The organism is Nonlabens sp. MIC269 (genome assembly GCF_001430865.1).
Taxonomy (GTDB): domain Bacteria; phylum Bacteroidota; class Bacteroidia; order Flavobacteriales; family Flavobacteriaceae; genus Nonlabens; species Nonlabens tegetincola.
This window is the reverse complement of record NZ_CP011373.1, coordinates 608712-626465: the sequence shown is the minus strand read 5'-3', so window position 1 is coordinate 626465 and position 17754 is coordinate 608712. Positions and strand designations below refer to the sequence as shown.

The following is a 17754-nucleotide window of genomic DNA, read 5'->3' as shown; positions in this document are numbered from 1 at the left end:
AAATTTAAGATTTATTAAATACTATCTATCTACTGATATTTTATTTTTGATAGAAACATTTCGTTTTAACTCTAATGAAGACATTTTTAATCATCCTTATGGTCTTTATAGCCTTAAGGATTTTATTTAAGATATTCCGTAAACCTATACTAGCCTGGCTGGGTAAAAAAGCGATGCAACGTTTTCAAAAATCTTTTGAAAAAAGAGCAGGTTTTAACAATCCATATTCGACTACCAATAAGTCAGAAACCGCATACCAAACACCTGATAAATCATTTAAAAAAGCTCGCTCCAAAGAAAAGAAAAAGGTCGGTGAGTACGTCGACTTTGAGGAAATTGATTAATTTCCCACCATTAACCATATAACCTTCTTCATGAAGCTTGATTTTAAAAAAATCTGGCCGCACTTTATCGCTATCGCGATTTTTTTAATTGCAGCCTTAGCTTACTTCAGTCCTGTTTTAAGCGGTAAAAAATTATACCAAAACGATATTGTTCAATATAAAGGTAATGCCAGTCAGTTACTGGATTATAGAGCACAAGGTGAGGATATTTATTGGACCGATTCCGCTTTTGGTGGTATGCCTACTTATCAGTTAGGAGCAAGATATGATTACGATTTTTTTGATTCTATTGATAGGGCCATAAGGTTTCTGCCACGTCCGGCAGATTACCTCTTTCTCTACTTAATTTCCTTTTACATTTTAATGCTGGTAATGCGCATACCATGGAAAATAGGGATCATAGGAGCACTCGCATTTGGATTCTCCACCTATCTTATTATAATATTAGGCGTTGGTCACAATGCCAAAGCCCATGCGATAGGCTATTTCCCACTTGTTCTATCAGGAATTTTACTAGTCTTTCAAAAACGCTATTTATGGGGTTTTCTGCTCACCGCACTGGCGATGGGACTAGAGTTACAGGCTAACCATCCACAGATGACCTATTACCTAGGCCTTTCAATGATAATTTTAGGAATTACTTATTTTATTGATGCAATTAGAAAAGGCTTATTGCTTCATTTCTTTAAGAGCACAGGTATACTGGTAGTAGCAGTTTTATTGGCATTTGGTACAAACAGTGCAAATCTCATGGCAACCAGTGAATATTCTAAGGAAAGTACACGTGGACCATCTTCTATTTCTATTAATGCTCAAGGCGAAAGCGTGGAACCACAACAAGCTTTACCTTACGATTATATCACAGAGTACAGTTATGGTTTAAGTGAAAGCTTAAATCTTATCATTCCAAGTTTTGCCGGTGGTGGTAGTGGAACAACACCAGATGCTGACTCAAGAAGTATGAACTATCTTTTGGGGCAAGGAATACCAGCAAATTATGCCCAAGAGTTTCTTAATACTAATGTAAGTACTTATTGGGGAGCACAGCCTATAGTTGAAGCGCCTGCCTATCTAGGAGTAAGCGTGGTTTTTCTTGCTGTTATAGCTTTATTTCTAATTAAAGGAAGATTGAAATGGTGGACATTAGGGTCTATCCTTTTAGCATTATTACTTTCCTATGGGGATAACTTCTCGTTTTTGACTAAATTCTTTATCCAGTACGTACCATTTTATGATAAATTCAGAGCAGTTACATCCATACAGGTCATTATAGAATTCTTAGTGCCTGTTCTCGCCGCGGTTGGATTATATCATATCTTCAATGACAAGACACTAGCTGTTAAACGTAAAAAAGCATTGCTCTTTGCTACCGCAGGGTTTGGTGGTTTTTTATTGATACTAATTCTACTTGGCGGTAAACTATTTGATTTTGCTGGTCCGTCAGATGGTTATTTTGCTCTAAATGAAAAACTAGGAACCTTATTTGTAGAAGCCCTTAGAAAAGATAGACTGAATATGATGCGAGCTGATGCTATCAAAGCACTTGTAAGTATTTTGATCATGGCTGCTATAATTTATACGGCACTCGAGAAAAAAGTTACAGAAAAGGTTGCTTTGCTTGTTTGTGCATTGGTGATACTAATTGACTTAGTAAGTTTTGACTTACAATATGTGAATAAAGAGGACTATGTCTCTGCAAGAGAATATGATAACGCATTACCCTACACACAAGCTGATGCTCAAATACAACAAGATCAAGGGCATTTTAAAGTATATGATTTGCTGATGAGCCCTTTGACTAGTGCTCGCGCATCAAAATTTCATAAGGCTTTGGGTGGTTATCACGGTGCTAAACCTAGAAGATTTTACGATTTGCACAGGTTTTATTTTGAAGATGAAAATACGAGACCTATTGGAGTAACCGCGCAAAACATTCAATTGTTGAGTATGCTAAATGCTAGGTACGTGATCGATCAAGACAGTACAGGAGTATTGGCCCAGCGCAATCCATTAAATTTAGGTCCTGCTTGGTTTGTAAAGGATTTAAAAGTAGTTGAAAATCAAAATGAAGAAATACTACAGCTTAAAAATCTGGATGGAGATAATCACGCCTACATCACTAAAGACCAATATGAAAAATTAGGCAGTCCTATTATAAAATTAGACTCTGCCGCTACCGTTAAATTGACTTCATATCATCCAGAGAAATTAACCTATACTACTCAATCTAATGAAGATGGTGTAGTGCTGTTTTCAGAAATGTATTATCCGCATGGGTGGCAAGCAACTGTTGATGGTAAAACAGTACCTATAGTTAGAGCTAACTATGCTCTAAGAGCCATTGCTGTTCCTGCAGGAAAACATGAAGTAACAATGAAATTTGAACCTGAAGTTGTTGCAACAGGAACTAAAATAATGCTGGCAAGTAATGCGCTACTGTTACTGTTATTTGTCGGTGGATTGTTTTATGAATTTCGCAAGAGTAAATAATGAATAAATCCTTAATTCTGGTTACGTATTACTGGCCACCTGCTGGTGGTCCAGGAGTGCAGCGCTGGCTTAAATTCATAAAATATCTATCGCATTACAACTATGATATAACTGTTGTCATACCTGAGAATCCAGATTATCCTGTAGTTGATTCTTCATTGAATAGCGATGTTCCAGAAAACATATCTATTATAAAAGTTCCAATAGCGGAACCTAGTAGGTGGTTGGGTAAGCTTTCGCGAAAGCGTACTAAAAAATTGCAACGTGGTATACTTGACAAACAACCATCCTGGAAGGAAAAAATCGCTTTGTTTATAAGAGGTAATTTCTTTATACCAGACGCAAGAATTGGTTGGAAGAATCGCGTGGTCAAGGAACTAAGAGATAGAGTCAATGATTCCAGCATTATCATTACAACAGGACCGCCGCACTCTGTTCATTTGGTTGGATTAGAACTCAAGAGGATGTTGTCTCAGTTCAAGTGGATAGCAGATTTTAGGGATCCATGGACCACGATAGGTTATCACAACTCATTACGACTTACTCGTATCGCAAGACGTAAACACGAATCCTTAGAACAAAAAGTACTAGATGCTTGTGATCATTTGTTAGTCACTAGTGAACATACTAAACAAGAGTTTGCAACGAAAACTCACACACCTATACGAGTAATTACCAATGGATTTGATAGGGCTGTAAACTCAATGACTCAGCAGCCGCCTGGTGCATTTACCATGTCTCATATAGGGACCTTGCTTTCTGATCGTAATCCACATGTGTTATGGCAAGTTCTATTAGAATTGACTCAAGAAAACGAGTTGTTTAAATCTCATTTCAAGCTAGTACTTGCAGGAAATGTAAGTGATGAAATATTAAAAAGTATTAAGGATTATAACCTGGATTCTTATCTCGAAAACCATGGTTATGTTAAACATGATGTGGCATACAGCCTCATGAAGTCAACTCAGTTATTATTACTTATTGAAATAGATTCTAAGGACACACAAGCCATAGTACCTGGTAAGTTATTTGAATACTTGGCTAGTAGAAGACCTATAATTGCCCTTGGACCTTCTAATGCCGAAATTAAAACTAGGGTAGAGAAGGCAAAAGCTGGCTCTTTTTTCACCTATGATGCTAAACAAGATCTTAAAAACTATATTCTTTCTAGATTTAATGATTATTTAGAAAATAAGAATACTGGGATTGATGCAACTGATATCGAGCAGTTCCATCGTAAGAATCTTACGCATAGTTTGAATCAATTGATAAATGAGGTATGGGAATAGTAATTAAACATAGCGCGTGGAATTTTGGCATTACAGGAGCTGGTTTTTTACTAGGAGCTGTTAATGTATTATTACTAGCCACTACTTATTTAGATGACGAATATTATGGATTATGGGGTTATGTATTATCCATGGCATTTCTGCTATTTCCACTTATGTCTTTTGGGATTCACAACACTATCGTAAAAAACTTTGCTCATTTTAAGACTAAAAAAGAGAAAGATGTTTTTCTTACACAAATGCTCTTTTGGCCATTATTGATAATTATACCTTTCTTCGTTTTGCTATACTTTAATCAAGACCAAGCAAGGCTTTTCATTTCTAGAGAAAATCAGATAACAGGTGATTTTCTTTGGACGATTCCTTTAATAGCTGTTTTTCAAGGTTACTTCGAAATTTTTTATGCTTGGTCCAAAGTACACATGAAGACAATAGGTGGCAATTTCCTTAAAGAAGTTTTTTATAGGTTATCTGCTACTGTCATGCTTATTCTTGTAGCAACCCAAATCATTACGCAAGTTCAATTTATCTATAGTCTAGTTCTTATTTATGCTTTGAGAGCTTTTCTCATGAAGATTGTGGCTTATAGAATTTATTATCCAAAATGGCGTTGGGGTAAATTACTAGCTACTAAGGAACTAATTACTTATTCCTTATTTATGATTATAGCAGGATCGGTAGGAACGGCCATGCTAGATTTAGATAAAGGAATGCTCAATCAATTTAATGAAATTGAGAATATTGCTTATTATAATGTCGCGATTTTTATTGCTGCGGTTATAGCAGTGCCTGCTCGAGGAATGGCGCAAGTTTTACATCCACTAGTTGCTAGTTATTATGCTGCTAACAACACCACAGATTTAGAGAAATTATATAAACGTAGTTCTCTTAACTTGAGCATCGTATCTGGTTTTTTACTTTTAATAATTGTTTGTAATGTAAATGAGTTTTACAAACTACTGGAACCTGAATTTAGTATTGCGATACCGGTAGTGTACTTGATAAGTTTGGTTAAATTTTCTGAATCACTTTTAGGAAGTAATAATGCAATATTATATAATACTAACTTATATAGAGTGACACTTTGGATGGGTTTGTGTTTAGTACTAGTCGCCGTAGGATTAAACATTTGGCTTATTCCTATTTATGGATTGGTTGGTGCTGCCATTGCAACATGTGTTGCCTACTTGAGTTATTCTCTTGCAAAAGTCCTTTACGTTTATCACAGACTTTACATTCATCCCTGGACACCACAAACCTGGAAATCACTACTGATAGTAATTGTTGGGGTACTTCTATTTGTGTTTTGGGATTTTAGTTTAAATGTATATCTCAACATAGCACTTAAAAGCATTTTAATCACAGCTTATTACATACTAGCTATTTTAAAAGGTAAGGTGAGCTATGAACTTACTGGTTTATACCAAAAGTATAGAATAAAAAAAACTGCCTGATTGCTCAGGCAGTTACAACTTCACTATTTTTTATTTAAGATCTGCGGCCACTACGAGATCTAGAAGAACTAGTATTATTTGATCTTTTTGATCTACTGGAGTTAGTGCTCTTTGCTCTCGAGTTTCCTCTTGTGCTTCTAGCATTAGTTGGTCTACTAGATCTGTTAGAGCTTGTTGCTCTAGTGGACCTATTAGATCTTGTAGGAGCTACTCGATTAGTTCGTGTACTTCTAGAGTTTGCGATTCGATCGTTGGACCTGTTTAATCCTGAATTATTCGTGATTCTAGCAGTTCTATTTGATCTAGATTCTACTCTGGAAATTCTATTAGTTGTACCTAAAGTTGTATTTCTTGAGCTACGAGTTGATCGTGTTGCTCTTTCATTAGACCTACTAGAACTACGTCCTGTAATGGCAGTATTTCTATTATTATTTGAACTACGAGTAGCATTAGTGCGTCGTGTTGATGAGGTAGCTGTACGATTTACAGTTGTTCTTCCTCTTGAAATTGCAGCTCTTTCGTTACGACCTCGGTTGTTTATAGCTATTGCGCGACCACGAGAATCCCTACGACCTCTTTCAAAGCTTCTTAATCGTACACGATCGTTAGGTCTATAAAAGTTACGTCTCACGTTATTACGTACAAAGCAACCGTTATAATAATTCGGACTTCTCCAGTAAGTACGGTGGTAGTTCCAAGAAAATCTAATAGGATTATAATACAATCTGTAAGGATTGTTCCATACAATACATCTATCAACTATTGGAATAGCATAAAACCTGTGCCATGGTCTATAAACATAAACGCGATTAAAAGGATTAATAAAGCCAGCTGTTCTTACAATAACTCCTGGACGATTATAGAACACAGATAAGCTTCCTACACGGTTTACCCATCCATTACGGTAATTTATAAATACATCGCCTGCTTGTATAATTCTACCATAGCCATCATAATAAATAGGAACACTTTCTACTTGTATTACCGCTCCGTAATTATCATATTGTACATAACGGTCGTAATCATAACCTGTATTAAAGGATATATTAATATTAGGCGTGTTTATATTGACGCTAGATTGAGGACCGTAGTCTAAAAAATTGAAGTCAAATTGTCCATCTGGGAACACAGCAAATTCAATGCCTCCTTCAACAAAAATAATTCTATCATCAAAGTTGTAACTACGATGATCTTCTAGTTTTTCGGCTTGGCTTACACCTGATCCTACTAATAATAGTAGTAAAGTAATGAGCTTGTTCATAGTTGTAAGTTTAGATGTAGGACTTCATTGTCAACTACAATTAAGTAATATCAACCAGCGTGCCAAAATAACCTTACGACCGTGCTAGGGCAATTGTTTAAGTTGTTATTGAATTGAAATCTAGCTACTTGTATTTAATCCTTCATCTCCATTCCACACCTTACGATTTGGATTGGTGTGTTTCTTTATAATTTTTTGTGAATCCAAATGGGATGCAATAGAGTTTTTGATGCCATAAAGGATATCACTTGCACGCTTTCGCGAAAGCTTATCATCAACAATCGGTTTTGGATAAGATTCACCTAGTTTAAATTCATAAAAAGCCTCGTCCATGGAAGTCATTTTCCAAGGTTCATGGATAAATCCAATAGGTAAATTTTTCAATTCTGGAACCCATTTTTTAATAAAGGTTGCATTTGGATCATGGTCTAAACTGTTCTTGATAGGATTGTAGATTCTAATAATATTGATGCCTGTTACTCCAGCTTGCATTTGTAATTGAGGAAAATGAATTCCAGGTTCAAAATCTAAAAAATGTTGGGCGAGATGTGGGCTCGCATTTTGCCAAGGTTGCCATAGATGAAAAACAAAAAAACTGGTAAGCATGGCTCGCAGTCTAAAATTGATAAATCCCGTATCTATAAGACACCTCATGGCAGCATCTACCAGTGGATAGCCGGTTTGACCAGTTTTCCATGCCTTTACTAATCTTTCATCTGTTTTCTTACCCAAATTTCTATAAGCGGGATGAAGACTGCGCCATTGCATTTGAAATTCCATTTCAAATTTCTGGATGAAGTGAGCCTGCCATCTTAATCTTGAAAGAAATGAGTTAAGATTACGTAAGTCCTTAATACTATTTTTTTTACTTGCAGCAGTTTGAACTACCATACGCATACTTAGGTTACCCCAAGCTATGTATGGACTTAACCTACTACTGTGTAATCTGCTGGTCAATGGTTTTGAATAGTTTTTATTGTAGCCTGTTATACGATCCTTTAAAAAGGAATTAAAGTATTTCAAACCGGTGGTCGTTCCACCTTTTTGAATATTAGCACATTCCTTATAGGTTAGACTGAAAGTATTGAAATGGTTGCTCAATTGGGAAACACTGTCTTTATGTACTACCATAGAATTATTAAATACAGGATGTTGTAGATCATCATTCATGTATTCAATCCATTGATCTTTCCAGGTTTTTCTATTTGATATACCTCTTATTACTCCATTAGAGATAGATTCATTCCACAGAATACCATTATCTTTTAATAATTTACCTACTTGTATATCTCGCTCATATGTATTGTAAATTCCAGTTTCTTGATGTGAGTAAACGGTGGTAATATTAAATAAACTAGATAACTTATTGAAAGTTAAAATAGCATCATCTTTAATACATAATATCCTAGTATTATAGTTATAAAGGGTACGGTTTAAATCTTCAAGACTTTGTTTTATAAAAGTAAAATGACGTTCACTGTAATGAACGTCATTCAATATTATAGGTTCCAAAATATACAGCAGTAGCGTAGGAACATCTTCTTGAAGTGCATTTTTTAAAGGCAGATGATCTTGTAAACGAAGATCCCGCTTAAACCACACGATATTAATCTTATCGAGCTTCAATTGTTAGGATACAGCTTCTTTATAGGTTTTAAGACAACGTTCTCTAGCTTCTTTGTGATCTACCATCATGTCTGGATATTTATCAGTATCGTGTTCAGGTACCCATTCATTGATATACTCTCGTTGTTTATCAAATTTATCCTTTTGTGTTATTGGATTGAATATTCTAAAGTAAGGAGCAGCATCTACACCGCTACCAGCAGCCCATTGCCAATTACCTACATTTGAACTCATTTCATAATCCAATAATTTTTCGGCAAAATAGGTCTCGCCCCAGCGCCAGTCTATTAATAGATGTTTACACAAGAAACTTGCTACAAGCATGCGAACTCTATTATGCATATATCCAGTAGCATTAAGTTCTCTCATTCCTGCGTCCACTAATTTATATCCTGTTTGACCGTTTTTCCATTTTTCAAATTCATCTTCATTATTGCGCCATTCGATACGGTCGTACTTTGATTTGAACGCTTCGTCTTTAGTATGTGGGAAATGATACAAAATTTGCATGAAGAACTCTCTCCAAATAAGCTCTGATAAAAATGTTTTGTTCTCTACATGATCTGCATTTGCTACCATTTTTCTCACACTCACCATTCCAAATCTTAAATAAGGACCTAATCTAGAAGTCCCGTAGTGCTTAGCAGGAAAATTACGAGTAGATTCATATTCAGATAATAGCTTTTTAGTCACTCTATAGTCGGTAACATCGATACTAGATTTTTTAAATCCCATATCTGCCAGGCTCACATTAGGTAATCTACTATGCTCGATACAGTTTTTTAAATAATATCCAGTGTTGTAGGTTGTGATGTCTTTACCTTGTCCTACGTCTTTTCTAAATTGTTCTAGCCATTTGTTTTTATATGGAGTGTAAACCACATAGGGATCACCATCTGCTTTAACAACTTCATCCTTTTCATATATAACTTGATCCTTGAACGTGTTAAATTCAATATTTTTATTACTCAGGAGCTTTTGAACTTTTTCATCACGCTCTTTGGCATAGGGTTCGTAATCGCGGTTAGTATAAACAGCATTAACATCAAAACCCTTCAGCAATTCATTCCAAGCACTTTCTGGATCATCGTATAAAATAGCTATCGAGCTACTGTGCTTTTCCTGAAGCTCATCACGCATACCTTGTAATTGTTCAAAAATGAAAGTCACTCTAGCATCGTCTTCAGGTAATTTATCAAGAATGTTTTTGTCAAAAATAAAGACGGGTAAAACGGGTAGATCGCCCTTCAAAGCCTCAGTAAAACCAGCGTTGTCATCTAGTCTTAAATCCCTGCGAAACCAAAATACATTTACCTTACGAGTCATTAATTACCTAAATTTAAAGTGGATTTTCCGCCGTCAACTCCTATTACTTGACCTGTGATCCAACCATTATTTTGTTCTAGTAAAAATTTAGTTATACTGGCAATATCATCAGCAGTTCCTACTCTTTTCAAAGGATGTAAATCACCCATTTTCTCTTTTTTTGCATCGTTGTTTAATAACCTGCCAGCAAGTGGTGTGTCAACGAGAGATGGTGCTACGACATTAACTCTTACGGTTGGAGCATACTCTGCAGCAAGAGCTTTAGCATATCCTTCTATAGCGCCTTTTGCGGCAGCTACACTTGTGTGAAAAGGCATTCCTGTTCCTACTGCAACGGTTGAAAAGTAAACAATACTGCTGTTACCATCTTTAGTTAATAGTGGAAGAACGGTTCTCGTAACTTTAAGAAGTGAAAAGAAATTTATATTCATATCATCTTCAAAATGTTCTTGTTTAAGCATTTTAAATGGCTTAAGGTTGATACTGCCGGGACAATACACAAATCCGTCTAGACTTTCTGGTAGTTGACTTACATCAAGCTCGTCTGTTGTCGCATCAAATGATATATGTGTGACATTGTCTGGTAGATTCTCATTTTCTCTAGATGCTACAAATAGATTATGGTCTTGATGCATGTGTTGTACAATGGCATTTCCTATTCCATGGCTTCCGCCTATTAATAATATATTTTTAGACATGTTAATTTAATATTTGATGTTTACTTACGGATTTGTTCTCAGGTGCGGTCGTTTCTTTGAACGAACCAAAATGGTTAATGAGTGCGCTTTCGCGAAAGCGGAATATCTCTTCAAGCTTTTTCTTTACGAATGGAGCTCCTAATTTTCCTAAAATTCCCAGTGGTAATCGGTAATGTATAAGATCCTCCATCAAAGTACCACCTGATATTTCTTTAATGAAATGTACATGGTGCCAGGTAGCATATGGACCATACATTTGTTCATCAACAAAAAATTTTTTGTGTTCTACTTGAGTAATGTGTGTAACCCAATTAGTTCTATAGAAAGGAAGTGGTTTTACTGAATACTCTATAAGCTGCCCAGGATACATGCCGCGATCAGTCCCATATAGAACTTTCATTTGTAATTCTGGTGGAGTGAGTAACTTTAAATTGTTGGCATCGGTAAGGAATTCCCATGCCTGATCTAAAGTTATCGGTAGTTTTTGTGTAGCGTGATGCTGATATAATTTCAAAACATTTGTTTAAGTTATAAAATTAATACTTAAACAAAAATAGTTTTGAAAAAGGTTGTTAAATTTTAAAGTTGATCTTGATTAGAATAGATTGCTTACTTCTTCTCTCACAAAACTTAGCGCTGTAGAACTAGGAGATCGTTTGTCCATAAGATCGTTGAGTAAAGCACTACGCAACTCTGCCGCCGATGAATTTTTTTCTTTGAGAGCTACTTGTCTTATTTGTTGAATGGTTGTGTTTTTTGCAGCCCTTATAATATTCCAGCATTCTTCACTCACATAAATTTGCATAGCAATATTGTGTTCAAATTCTTGCTCAATGGTATTTACCAGTAACTGCTCGTAATCACTTTTTGATAGATTACCAGGTTTTGTGCGTACAACGATATTGGCTGGTTTAATACGTTCTAGAAAAAGAGTCATTCTTTCATAGGCACTCATGCGGGTAGGTAATGTTTTTCCTTGCGACTCTCTAACGGTTAAAAACCTGCGACGGCGTTCTTCATTTTTCATAAATGAAGCGATAGATATATATGCTACAAATCCTACTATGGCAGCTGGTAATAAAGATAAAAAGACCTGTGGAAGAATGTTGTCCATTGAAGTTGTTTTAGTTTTAAAATAGTTCAGGCGAATTTAAAATAAATAACGCACTTGTAGTCCAGTAATTGTATTCTATTAACCAGATATCTTTATCAAAATTGATTTGATCAAGAACCTATTTGAAAGTATTTATTTGCCTCCTAAATAGGGACAATTTTCCATTTTTGATAAACCGATATAATCTACTGGAGTCTTTCTGTATCTATAGGTATGTTCTAAAGTTTGTGTGAGATTCATATCACCCAATGAAATATCAACATCTTCCATGTTAAATTGACAAGGATGCTCATATCCTGAAGCATGGGTAATTTCTAGTAGTTCTTTATTAAACTTAGTAAAGTAACTTGCCAGTCGATCTGCCTTTTCAGGAACCACTATTCCACGTTGTAGCCATTTATTTTGAGTTGCTATTCCAGTAGGACAGGTATTGTTATGACATGCCTGCGCTTGTATACATCCTATTGCAATCATCGCTTCACGTGCTACGTTAATCACATCGGCACCCATTGAGAATGCCATAGCTGCTTTTGCCGGAAATCCTAATTTACCACTTGCAATAAAGACGATGTCATTTGCCATGCCTCGTTTATTAAATACTTGATATAAATCTGCAAATCCATGTACCCATGGAAGTGAAACATGATCTGCAAAACTAGGTGGCGCCGCTCCAGTACCACCTTCACCGCCATCAACAGTTATAAAATCGGGTCCTTTTCCTGTAGCTTGCATGATGTCTGCAAGTTGTTCCCATTGAGCAAGCTTACCGATAGCTGCTTTTATACCAACTGGTAGTCCGGTTTCTCGGGCGATATCCTCAACAAATTCAATTAAACCTTCAATACCGTCAAAGGCACTGTGAGTAGGCGGAGATAATACATCTTTACCCATAGGTACATTACGTATCTCACTTATTTCCTTACTTATCTTTGATCCAGGAAGCACACCACCTTTTCCAGGTTTGGCTCCTTGTGATAGCTTGACCTCGATTGCACGTATTTGTGGGTTGTCTGCGACTAATTTTTTCATGTGTTCCATGGAAAAATTACCTTCTTTGTCACGTACACCGAAATATCCAGTTCCAAAATGAAAGACTACATCGGCTCCTCTTTTATGATATGGAGAAAGGCCACCTTCACCAGTGTTGTGATATGCATTAACTTTTTTTGCACCTTGATTCATGGCGTCAACTGCTTTGGCGCTAAGAGATCCATAACTCATGGCACTGATGTTTATAACGCTTGCTGGTCTATATGGTCTTTTTCTATTTTTTGAAGCACCTATAACCTTAGCACAAGGAACAAATTCTGGTTTGCGTTTGGAAATATGATCCTCTTCAACTTTAAAAGGCATCATTGCATTATTAACAAATATATATTGATGAGAATGTATATCTCGATCAGTACCGAATCCTTCATAGTTGTTTTCGTTTTTTGCACTAGCATAAATCCAACCTCTTTCAATTCGATTAAAGGGTAGTTCTTCTCTGTTATTTGCCACTATGTACTGCCTTAATTCTGGACCTATACTTTCTAGCCAGTAGCGTATGTGACCTACCACTGGAAAATTACGTAGTATAATATGCTTGCGATTGAACAAATCGTAAAGCGCTACTAGGATAATAAATACAACTAAGTACCAATACCACGCTAATTCAGATAAAAAATTAATTACATTTTCCATATTGAAGTATTAAAGGCCTAAAAGTACAATGATTACTATAAAATAAACATGCAAAACTTAGGGCTTGTGATATTCTAAGGTTATATAGTACTATTAGATTAAAGTAACGTTAATTTGTATGTTGTTTCTAAACGATTGTTTAGTTTTGTATTCAACTTTGTTAAAATGCCAAGAATTAAAGAATATAACGAAAGTGATGTGCTAGAGAAGGCGATGAATCTTTTTTGGCGTAATGGTTTTGAAACTACCTCGATGCATATGCTGGAGAAGGAAATGGGAATCAATAAATTTTCCATTTATTCAAGCTTTGGCAGTAAACAAGGTCTTTTGTTAGCCAGTATTAAATGTTATCAAGAACAATTGAACAGCTTGTTAATTGAAATAGAAAAAGGAAAGAATGGAAAGCAAGCGATTAAAAATTACTTCTATAAATTCCTTTCATTTTCACAAAGAGGTAACAACAAAAATGGTTGTTTGATTACCAATACAAAAAACGAATTAGGAGATAAGGCTGCTCCAGAAATAAAGAATGCTTTGGTAAACTTTACCTTAGGAGTGAAAGACATTTTTGCCAATGCGTTAAGTAAAGATAGTTCAAGAACAGTCGAAACAATTAATCAACAATCAGATTATTTGTTGATTGCTATGTTTGGTTTGTCCAGTGCCTCAAGAGTTTTTGATAGAGATCAATTAGAAAATTACATCGAACAAATATTTAACTCAATATAAATTTTTTTAATCTATAACTAACCGTTTGGTTAGTTATAAAAATTGCAAATTATGAATACAAGTCAAAAATCAGAAATCTTAGAAATTCACACAATCGAGAGTGCTCCAGAGAAGAGTAAGGCTCTTCTTGAAAAGTCGCAAAAAGCTTATGGATACATTCCAAATTTACATGGAGTACTAGCTGAATCACCTAATCTTTTAGAAGCATATCAACATCTACATGAACTTTTTGCTTCATCATCATTCAATGATGAAGAGTTAACTGTGGTATGGCAAACGATCAACGTAGAGCATGAGTGTCATTATTGTGTTCCAGCTCATACAGCAATAGCAAAAGCAATGAAAGTTGATAATGAAATCATTGAAGCCTTACGTAATGAATCTGAATTGCCATCTGCTAAATTGGAAACTTTACGTAATACAACTCTTGCAATTGTACGAAATAGAGGTTTTATTAATGAAAAAACCTTACAAGATTTTTATGCAGCAGGATATAATCAAAAGAACTTACTTGATATAATCTTAGGTTTATCCCAAAAAGTGATTAGTAATTATACTAATCACATTGCAGAAACCAAGCTAGATGAAGGTTTTGCGAAATTTGATTGGAAAAAAAATAAGTAAACCTATTTTAAGTAGGTATACATTGTTGTGTGCCTACTTAAATTTTATCTAGATTATGACTAACAGAAGAAACTTTATTAAAAATTTGAGTATGATGGGAGCGTCATCAATGATGCTACCTAGCTTAATAAACTCAGCCCCAAACTGGAATCCTATGAAAACCGAAAATTTAGAACGACCTAAGGTCTTGTTTTTTGATGTTAATGAAACATTACTGGATTTGACACAAATGAAAACACAGGTTGGTAAAGCTTTAAATGGAAGAGACGATCTTTTGTCCTTATGGTTTACCACAATGTTACAATACTCCTTAGTAACAACAGCGAGCGGTCAGTATGAACATTTTAGTTACATAGGCGCTGCAGCCTTACAAATGGTAGCAAAAAATAATGGGATTGATATTACCGAATCGCAAGCGCGTGAAGTAATAGTTGAAGCTTTAAGGGGTTTACCTGCACATCCTGATGTAAAAAATGCTTTAGCAGATTTAAAAAATGATGGTTACAAATTAGTATCATTTACTAATTCCTCGAACGCAGGAGTTAAAAAACAATTTGAAAGCGCTGGACTCACTGATTTCTTTGACGAAAGGTTGAGTGTGGAAGATATTGGAAAATTTAAACCATTCAGAGAGACGTATGAATGGGCAGCGAGGAAGATGGGAATAAAACCAAATGAGGCGATGCTAATTGCAGCTCACGGATGGGATGTTGCTGGTGCACTTTGGGCTGGATGGCGTGCTGCATTCATAAGTAGACCTGGGAAACAGATTTTTCCTTTAGCTCCAAAAACAGAAATCAATGAAACAGATCTTCAAAAAGTTGCTGATATCCTAGTTACTTATAAATAAATAATTTTGTCTTTTCATATTATTCGATTTTATATGGAAGGGCAAAATTTCATCACTCTGTTTTTTTAGGATTATACATTACAATTAGTTGTATCACAATAGCAAGGACAACTAGAATACAAATTTCTAATTGAGTAAAAAATTCGACAGTGTCTAGAGCTTTTCTGCTTATTGACATTTGTTTTCCACCTTCGTCCAACTGTACTTTAGACAAATCACTCAAATTAGATTTAAGATTATCAATTTTTGCTAGAATCTCATTCTTATTTAAGAGATTAATGGAGGTGTTCTTGTTTTCTAGAGTCATTAAATCTGCCAGGTTGCTTTTTAAATTTTTATAAATTTTGGATTCTTTTTTGGTGAGCTTCGTTTCATCGTACCTGGCAAGTAAAGACTCTATATGTTGATTTACTCTAGAGTTTTGATTTTTGTAAAACAAACTATCCCTTAAAACGATAGCAACCTCTTTTTCATGTATGGATTGCTGTAATTCAAAAATCAAATCGCTTGCTATTATTCTGTCTTCATAAATAGTAACCACCGAATCACGAACACGTGTAAAGTTGTTCTTATCAATTAGATTGGTTGCGATGATTAAAACGAAAACAATAAGTATACCTAGAATCCACTTTAATTTGTTGTATAAAGACATAATAACACTATTCTTAGTTAGCAAGTTTTAAAGTAAATATACTAAATTGAGTACTTTAAATGGATATTAAAATCATTCAAATTCGTGCATTAATTCTCTAACAAGATTTGCCACTTGATTGTGTTTTTCTTGTTTAATAAGATGTTTCGGTGGTGACTTTCGTACGTCACAATCTGTGATACTACAACGTTCACAAGTTACACCTACTTTATAGGAGTTTAAAGAAGGGTCTTTAATAAATTTGATTTTTCTTTCTAGACTTTTATCTATAAACATACCTATTGTGATACTGCGGTAATGACCATCCTTAAAAGGATCTTTGGTGGCAGATGATAGAATTAAGTATTTCACCTCTGGTTCTGGAAACTCTGAAATTTGAATATCCATTTCATGTTCCTTATTTGATGAGGTAATTTTTTTAAATACTTTTATGGAAGCCCACCTTCTACAATAGTGTTCATCTGTTTCATTGGCCCTAGGAGAATGTTGATGAGCAAGGTGAAGTTCTTTTTTAAGCCAATAATCATCTGTACCTACTTGATGCGTATGTCTAAGAAAAAATAAATTTTTAATTCCGAAAGATGCTGGTAAAATGTTCGTTAGCCTTTGGTAAAAGGATTCAGGAGATGCGTTAAAACTATTTATGAGTTGTAAAAAGGCAGATTTATCAAAAGTATCCTTTTCAAATATTGCTTTTAGCTTGATATCAAGAATTTGCTTGCTTAAAATAAGAGCACCTGCTACATAGGACGCGTAAAAATTATTTAAAACAGGATCAAAAGAATCAAAACTAAGCCATGGGAACGTATTGACACGCTGTTCAATTTTAAGATGTTGGTAGGCTAACTCCTTTGCATATATGAAAGTGCGTTGTGATTCATCCACTTCATGGTGTACAAGTAGTGTTTTACTTTTTGGTACAAAAACAGATCTTAAGTTTTCTAAACCATGTTGATGTCCTAACGCCTCTGCATTAATCTTATAATGATACTCTTCAATTAAAATTTCTTTTAAATCTTCTGATTTGATCGGCGAAGACAAATTTATTTGAAACCTATTTGCTATTGCTGTTGCTTCATCCTCAAGATGTTTAAAATAGTTATAATTGGCCTCTTGGTAAGATCTCAATGAAGCTAAGTAAAAACTCTCTTTACTAAAATTATAATGTTGAGCTATTTCAATGATTGTGCTTATAAAAGCACTTACCTTATCAGGAGCGTTGGAAACGAGTTCTATAAGGTGTCGCTCCTTAATTCCAAAAAGCTCCAAAGGAATTTCCTTAAATACATTAGACTCTAATAATCGACCTATAGGTGCAAGTTTTTTATCTAACTTAAGAGATACTAGTTGATCATAAGGAACTTCTAATTTTTCGGCAAGCAGCACAATTTTATCTGGTTTAGGGTACTTTTTACCGTTTTCTATCTCATTTAAATAAGATTTTGAAAGTCCGCTCAATTTAGATAATCCATAAAGAGATAAATCCTTGTCATTCCTTATTTGACGTAGCTTAAGCCCAAAAATCAATTTGATATAATCTTCCTTCATATTTCAAAAATAATCATTTTGAGAATAAGGTGTTAATAGAAAATATTCATATTTAGCGAACGTTCG

At 34.9% G+C, this 17754-nt stretch carries 16 protein-coding genes; 7 read left to right on the top strand and 9 right to left on the bottom strand.

Annotation, left to right across the window (positions count from 1 at the left end):
• Positions 1 to 74 precede the first annotated feature (74 nt).
• The 4 genes from AAT17_RS02830 to AAT17_RS02815 are packed head-to-tail and all read left to right on the top strand — an operon-like array spanning position 75 to position 5577.
• On the top strand, positions 75 to 344 hold the full coding sequence (locus AAT17_RS02830) for a DUF4834 family protein (protein ID WP_042278226.1): 270 nt from the start codon (positions 75 to 77) through the stop codon (positions 342 to 344).
• 30 nt (positions 345 to 374) lie between these two features.
• Positions 375 to 2834: a YfhO family protein gene (locus AAT17_RS02825; RefSeq protein WP_060522860.1), complete on the top strand. Its 2460-nt coding sequence runs from the start codon at positions 375 to 377 to the stop codon at positions 2832 to 2834.
• The gene (locus AAT17_RS02820; RefSeq protein ID WP_060522859.1) at positions 2834 to 4123 is read left to right on the top strand and encodes a glycosyl transferase family 1; all 1290 of its coding nucleotides are present in this window, start codon (positions 2834 to 2836) and stop codon (positions 4121 to 4123) included. Before AAT17_RS02825 ends, AAT17_RS02820 begins: the two co-directional genes overlap by 1 nt.
• Positions 4114 to 5577, top strand: a complete 1464-nt coding sequence (locus AAT17_RS02815) for a lipopolysaccharide biosynthesis protein (protein WP_060522858.1) — start codon at positions 4114 to 4116, stop codon at positions 5575 to 5577. The genes AAT17_RS02820 and AAT17_RS02815 overlap by 10 nt, the downstream gene beginning before the upstream one ends.
• Before the next feature lie 34 nt (positions 5578 to 5611).
• Here AAT17_RS02815 and AAT17_RS02810 read toward each other — a convergent pair whose 3' ends face one another.
• The 7 genes from AAT17_RS02810 to AAT17_RS02780 form a co-directional block, all read right to left on the bottom strand.
• Positions 5612 to 6838, bottom strand: coding sequence for a hypothetical protein (locus AAT17_RS02810; protein ID WP_060522857.1), 1227 nt, complete (start codon positions 6836 to 6838; stop codon positions 5612 to 5614).
• A gap of 120 nt (positions 6839 to 6958) precedes the next feature.
• Positions 6959 to 8440 (bottom strand): cryptochrome/deoxyribodipyrimidine photo-lyase family protein, encoded by a 1482-nt coding sequence (locus tag AAT17_RS02805; RefSeq protein ID WP_253279786.1) that lies wholly within the window; start codon positions 8438 to 8440, stop codon positions 6959 to 6961.
• 27 nt (positions 8441 to 8467) lie between these two features.
• Positions 8468 to 9790, bottom strand: a complete 1323-nt coding sequence (locus tag AAT17_RS02800) for a deoxyribodipyrimidine photo-lyase (protein ID WP_060522856.1) — start codon at positions 9788 to 9790, stop codon at positions 8468 to 8470.
• A complete protein-coding gene (locus AAT17_RS02795; protein ID WP_060522855.1) occupies positions 9790 to 10488 on the bottom strand; it encodes an SDR family NAD(P)-dependent oxidoreductase in 699 nt (232 codons plus the stop codon). The genes AAT17_RS02800 and AAT17_RS02795 overlap by 1 nt, the downstream gene beginning before the upstream one ends.
• A gap of 1 nt (position 10489) precedes the next feature.
• Complete coding sequence (locus tag AAT17_RS02790) at positions 10490 to 11002, bottom strand: SRPBCC family protein (RefSeq protein WP_060522854.1); 513 nt, start codon at positions 11000 to 11002, stop codon at positions 10490 to 10492.
• Positions 11003 to 11083: 81 nt separating this feature from the next.
• Positions 11084 to 11602 carry a hypothetical protein gene (locus tag AAT17_RS02785; protein WP_042278246.1) on the bottom strand — a complete coding sequence of 173 codons (519 nt, stop codon included), beginning with the start codon at positions 11600 to 11602 and terminating at the stop codon, positions 11084 to 11086.
• A gap of 132 nt (positions 11603 to 11734) precedes the next feature.
• The gene (locus AAT17_RS02780) at positions 11735 to 13285 is read right to left on the bottom strand and encodes an FMN-binding glutamate synthase family protein (RefSeq protein ID WP_060522853.1); all 1551 of its coding nucleotides are present in this window, start codon (positions 13283 to 13285) and stop codon (positions 11735 to 11737) included.
• Between the two features lie 165 nt (positions 13286 to 13450).
• On the opposite strand from AAT17_RS02780, the gene AAT17_RS02775 reads away from it, so the two are divergent.
• Genes AAT17_RS02775 through AAT17_RS02765 form a run of 3 tightly spaced genes read left to right on the top strand, consistent with a single transcriptional unit; the run spans position 13451 to position 15488 of the window.
• Positions 13451 to 14014: a TetR/AcrR family transcriptional regulator gene (locus AAT17_RS02775; RefSeq protein ID WP_042278250.1), complete on the top strand. Its 564-nt coding sequence runs from the start codon at positions 13451 to 13453 to the stop codon at positions 14012 to 14014.
• A gap of 51 nt (positions 14015 to 14065) precedes the next feature.
• On the top strand, positions 14066 to 14638 hold the full coding sequence (locus AAT17_RS02770) for a carboxymuconolactone decarboxylase family protein (protein WP_060522852.1): 573 nt from the start codon (positions 14066 to 14068) through the stop codon (positions 14636 to 14638).
• 55 nt (positions 14639 to 14693) lie between these two features.
• Positions 14694 to 15488, top strand: a complete 795-nt coding sequence (locus AAT17_RS02765; protein ID WP_060522851.1) for a haloacid dehalogenase type II — start codon at positions 14694 to 14696, stop codon at positions 15486 to 15488.
• A gap of 52 nt (positions 15489 to 15540) precedes the next feature.
• On the opposite strand, the gene AAT17_RS02760 is transcribed toward AAT17_RS02765, so the two are convergent.
• On the bottom strand, positions 15541 to 16140 hold the full coding sequence (locus AAT17_RS02760; protein WP_042278257.1) for an MCP four helix bundle domain-containing protein: 600 nt from the start codon (positions 16138 to 16140) through the stop codon (positions 15541 to 15543).
• Positions 16141 to 16212: 72 nt separating this feature from the next.
• Positions 16213 to 17688 (bottom strand): helix-turn-helix domain-containing protein, encoded by a 1476-nt coding sequence (locus tag AAT17_RS02755; protein ID WP_060522850.1) that lies wholly within the window; start codon positions 17686 to 17688, stop codon positions 16213 to 16215.
• Between the last annotated feature and the right edge of the window lie 66 nt (positions 17689 to 17754).